This window comes from Variovorax sp. 01T439_2 (assembly GCF_056398445.1).
The window spans coordinates 1-4843 of the sequence record NZ_JBFTPJ010000422.1; the positions used below are offsets into that span (position 1 = coordinate 1).

5 protein-coding genes are annotated in these 4843 nt (G+C 66.2%); 3 read left to right on the forward strand and 2 right to left on the reverse strand.

Annotation, left to right across the window (positions count from 1 at the left end):
* Both AC1DOC_RS19340 and AC1DOC_RS19345 read right to left on the reverse strand, forming a co-directional pair.
* Window positions 1–885 (reverse strand): tripartite tricarboxylate transporter substrate binding protein (locus tag AC1DOC_RS19340; protein WP_478130304.1); only part of this gene is annotated, 885 nt, incomplete at its 3' end.
* A 12-nt stretch (window positions 886–897) separates the two neighbouring features.
* A complete protein-coding gene (locus AC1DOC_RS19345; protein WP_015865933.1) occupies window positions 898–1704 on the reverse strand; it encodes an NAD-dependent epimerase/dehydratase family protein in 807 nt (268 codons plus the stop codon).
* A gap of 350 nt (window positions 1705–2054) precedes the next feature.
* On the opposite strand from AC1DOC_RS19345, the gene AC1DOC_RS19350 reads away from it, so the two are divergent.
* The 3 genes from AC1DOC_RS19350 to AC1DOC_RS19360 all read left to right on the forward strand — a co-directional run.
* Window positions 2055–3137, forward strand: a complete 1083-nt coding sequence (locus tag AC1DOC_RS19350) for a mandelate racemase/muconate lactonizing enzyme family protein (protein WP_015865934.1) — start codon at window positions 2055–2057, stop codon at window positions 3135–3137.
* 238 nt (window positions 3138–3375) lie between these two features.
* On the forward strand, window positions 3376–4452 hold the full coding sequence (locus AC1DOC_RS19355) for a porin (protein ID WP_015865935.1): 1077 nt from the start codon (window positions 3376–3378) through the stop codon (window positions 4450–4452).
* Window positions 4453–4463: 11 nt separating this feature from the next.
* Window positions 4464–4843 (forward strand): Bug family tripartite tricarboxylate transporter substrate binding protein (locus AC1DOC_RS19360; RefSeq protein WP_478130305.1); only part of this gene is annotated, 380 nt, incomplete at its 3' end.

Here is a 4843-nt window from a genome sequence, read left to right on the forward strand (position 1 = left end):
GTACTCATCGGAGGTGGTGGTGACCGGCAACACGCCTTGCTGCTTGAAGGAAGCCTGTATCTCCGGCGAGTTCACCACCGCGACCGTGGCCTCGCGGATCTTCTGGTGCACCGCGGCGGGCAAGCCCCTAGGCGCGATGATTCCGTAGTTGGTGTCCATCAGCACTTTGGGCAGACCCAGCTCGGCGGTGCTGGGCACGTCGGGGGTCTGCGGCACACGCTGGCTGCTCGCCGTGGCCAGCATGCGCAGCCGGCCCGATTGCGCCAACGGCAGCGCGCCCACCACGTCGATGAGCGTGAACTGGATCTCGCCAGCCAGCACCGCCGTGACGGCCGGTCCGCTGCCGCGATAAGGCACGTGGGTCACGTCGATACCCGCTTCCTGCTTGAACATCTCCCCGCCGATGTGCGGCGACGTGCCGTTGCCGGCGGAGCCGTAGTTCAGCTTGCCGGGTGCGCGCTTGGCCGCGTCGATCAGCTCCTTGAGGCTGGCGTGGGAATTGGCAGGGCCCACGATGACGGCCGTGCTGCGGGCCACCAGCGTGATGTAGTCGATGTCCGCATGGGTGTAGGGCACCTTAGTCAGCGCCGGCATCCCGGCCACCGGACCGGGTGCGATCATGCCCAGCGTGTAGCCGTCCGGCGCCGCTTTCACGACCGCGTCCACGCCGATCACGCCCCCCGCGCCGGGCCGGTTATCCACCACCACCGGCTGGCCCAACCGCAGCGACAGCCGGGCGGCGATGTTGCGACCCATGCCGTCGGTCGGCCCGCCGGCCGCATAGGGCACGATGAGGCGGATGGGCTTGGTAGGCCAGGTTTGCGCCGCCGCTGATGCCGCCAGGCAGGCGATGGCCAGCAGGCCGAGGGTCTTGATCATCTTCATGTTGCTTGTCTCCTAAGGAATGAGGTCGGTGAAGCGCCCGCCTTGCAGGTGCGCCGCGCGCGCGCTCAACGGCGCCGAGGCGGGTACACCGGCGTGCGCGATGTCCTGTGCGTAGGCATCGGCGCTGTCTTGCGGCGCGAAGCCCAGGAAGTCGACCTTGTCATTGCTCCACCAGCTGCGGCTGTTGGCCGATACGCCATACACCACGCTGTAGCCAACGGCAGGCGCGACCAGGCAGCGGCGGCACAGCTGCACCATGTCCGCATGGCTGAGCCAGGTGGACAGCATGCGCTCGTCAGTCGGCTGCTCGAAGCATGAGCCGATGCGCAGACACGCCACTTCGATGCCATGCTTGTCGTGGTACATGCGCGCCAGGTTCTCGCCGAACGCCTTACTGAGGCCGTAGAGGTTGCCCGGGCGCGGCGGCGCACCGGAATCAAGCGGCTGCGAGCGGTCGTACATGCCGATCGCATGGTGCGAGCTGGCGAACACGATGCGCTTGGCGCCGGCCTGCCGGGCCGCCTCGAACACGTTGAAGCTGCCGATGATGTTGGCCTGCAGCACAGCCTCCCACGGCGCCTGCGGCATGACGGCACCCAGGTGGACCACTGCATCGACACCCTCGAGCAGCGCGTGCACGGCGGCCATGTCCGACAGGTCGGCCTGCACCACTTCTTCGCCCTCGGTGGCCGGCGGGAGCGCGCGCAGGTCGGTGGCACGCACGTGCTCGGCCAAGTCTCGCAGGTCGCTGCGCAAGTGGCTGCCCAGCCTGCCGGCAGCGCCGGTGATCAGAAGTCGTCTCCATCTGGTTGTTGTCATTGATCTGCCTCGAAGATTTTGGCCAGTCTATGGACGGCGGGCCGGCTGACCCAGAGGGTCCGTGGACAAGACAGTTATGTGTCCGGCGGCATGGCCGCGTCAGCACGCTCTGAAAGTGCGGAAGGTGCAGCAACGCAGCAACGGGCGACAAGGGGAACGGAAGCCGCGGAGATGCCGTTGCGGGCCATGCGCGGTAGTGGCTATCTGGTGTGCCTGCACCGTGCTGGCCGAAGCGTCTCTGCATGCCTAAACTCTGCCGACGCCACAGCTGCGAACGCGGGCGCTGTATGACTCGGCGGTGTGCCAACATGCCGGGCTGGCGCTCGCCGCCTACCCGAATCAGACTCACCATGAAGATCACCGACTTCTCCCTGCATCCCTGCACTCAGAGGCTGCACGATGCGAACTGGAAGTTCGCGCGCGCGTCCGTACCTGGCCTGCAGGCCCACGTACTGACGCTGACCGACGACAACGGCTACACCGGCCACGGCTATGCGCATGCCATTCCCAGCATCTCCGGCGACGGCGAAGGTGTGCTGGCCGCGCTGCGTGCCTTGGCGCCGACTCTGGTCGGGCGCGGCCTGGACGAGATCGCCGCCATCGTCGAGACATGTGACCGGCAATTGGCCTTCAATGTCTCGGCGAAAGCGGCCATCGATATGGCACTGCACGACTTGCTCGCGCGACGCCTCTGCGTGCCCGTGCACGTCCTACTGGGCGGGCGCCACCACGACGTCATTCGCCAGTCCCGCATCGTGCCAGTCAAGACGCCGGCGCAGATGGGTGCACATGCCGCCGAGCTGGCGGCGCAGGGTTACCAGCAACTCAAGCTCAAACTGTCGGGCGACACGCAAACGGACGTCCAGCGAATCGCATCCGTACGCGATGCGGTGGGCGCAGAAGTCGCGTTGACGCTTGACCCGAACCAGGCCTACAGCGCCAAGACGATGATGGCCGCCTTTGCGCGCATGGAGCGCTACGACATTGCCTTGATCGAGCAGCCCGTGCCGGCCGACGACTGGACCGGACTGACGATGCTGACGAGGTCGCTACCCGCCGCCATCGAGGCGGATGAAAGCGCGCAGTCGGTACAGGACGTGTACCGACTGGTGACGGACCGGGTGGTTGACGTCATCAATCTCAAGGTGACCAAGCTCGGCGGGCTGTTGCGCTTCACGCAGGCCGCCGCGCTGTGCCAGGCCGGCGGCGTGGTCTGCCGCGTCGGTGCGGCGTTCGGACCCGCGCTGATGCAAGCCTTCGCAGCACATGCGGCCAGCACCCTGCGCTCGCTGCCGTATGCCTGCGAGCTGGCCGAGCACCAGCACCTGCTGGACGACCCGTTCGAAGCACTGCCTGTGGAAAACGGCATGGTGCGCGTGCCGATGTCGGCCGGCTGCGGCATCGGCTACGCGAGCTCCGCGGAATCTCACTGACCTGCAAAGCGTTTCGACGACCGCGCGCGGCCGCCGGGCACATGCGCTCGCCGAGGCGTGCACGCTTGCCCAACTGCGCTGGCTGTTCGCGCCTACCCCGGCAACAGCTTCCGCATGACTGCCTTGTCCGCATGGACAACCCCTGGCCGCATTGACATAGCTGCATTGCCACATCGCCTCTAGGTTCGCGCAGGCCTGCTTCCTAGACTTGCCGGCGCAATAACAACGAGGAGACACTATGAAGAATTGCCTTTCAAGCATCGTGGGCGCAGCTGCTCTTGCCTTTGTTGCGTCCGGCGCACAGGGCCAGTCCATCATCTACGGTCTGGTGGATGCGTGCGTGGCCCGATCGAACATCGACGGAGCGCATAGCACGCGTGTCGGGTCGGGCTGTCAAAGTGGCAGCCGGTTGGGATTTCGGGGCTCCGAGAACCTGGGCGGAGGTCTAACGGCCGGCTTCCAACTGGAGAACGGCTTCAACGTGGACGACGGCTCTTTTGGCCAAGGCGGCCGGATGTTCGGTCGCAAGGCCGTCCTCAGCCTATCCAGCACCACATTCGGCACTATCGAACTGGGCCGCGACTACGCGCCAACCTTCTATGCTCTGGCGCCGATCGATCCGACGGCCTTCGGCATCGGCACGGTCAGCAGCACCATGTGGACCGGCTCGAACCCTACCACCGTGGCGCGCAACGACAACGCCGTCAATTACATCTCCCCCGCGCTCGGCCCCGTCATCGTGCGTGTGCAATATTCATTCGGCGAACAGCCGGCCCCGGCGAGCTCCGGGGCCCGATCCACCCTGGGCTTCAACATGATCTACCGCAGTGGCGCGTGGCTGGCCAGCCTGGCGCATGCGCGCCACGCCAATGCCACCGACAGCGCACACGACCGCGCGTCGACCGCGGGGCTGAGCTACACCATCGGAGGACTCATCCTCTCGGGCGCGTTCCAGGCCGGGCGATGGGAGGGTAGCCGGACAGTCGCTGCTCCTTCCAGCGCGACCAGCATCTTCAGCCGCCACTACCGCAGTTACATGCTCGGTGCGTCGTACCAGGTCCTGCCGCTGCTGCGCGCACTGGTATCCATCAAGCACTACGACGACCGGACGGCCAGGGACTTCGATGCGCACCAGGTCACCGCAACGGCTATTTACGCTCTGTCAAAGCGCACCGACCTGTATGCGTCGTACAGCTGGCTGAAGAACGTAGCGAGCAGCAGCTACGACATCAGCGACGCCACGACCCGGTACAGCGGCGTGCGTGCCGGCGCCAACACTTCGTTGATCGCCATGGGCGTGCGCCACGTTTTTTGAAGGAAATGATCATGAATCCGCATCGGCGCTCCACACTGCGACTGGTCGCCGCGATGGCGGCAGGCGCCTTGCCCTTCGCTCGCGCGCAAGCGCAGCCTTTCCCCTCCAAGCTCATTCGTATCGTGGTGCCGCTGGCGCCCGGCGGTTCAGCCGACTCCATGGCCCGGCTGCTCGCCGCAGGCATCGCCCGGGTATTGGGGCAATCCGTGATCGTGGACAACAAACCGGGCGCGGGTGGGCTCAATGGCATGGCCGAAGTGGCCCGAGCTCCGCGCGATGGCTACACGCTCGGCTATTCGCTGGCGGGGGCGCTCACGGTGGCCAACCATATCGCGCTGAAGATGCCCTACGACCCGGCGAAGGACTTCGCACCCATCACGCAGGTGGTAGC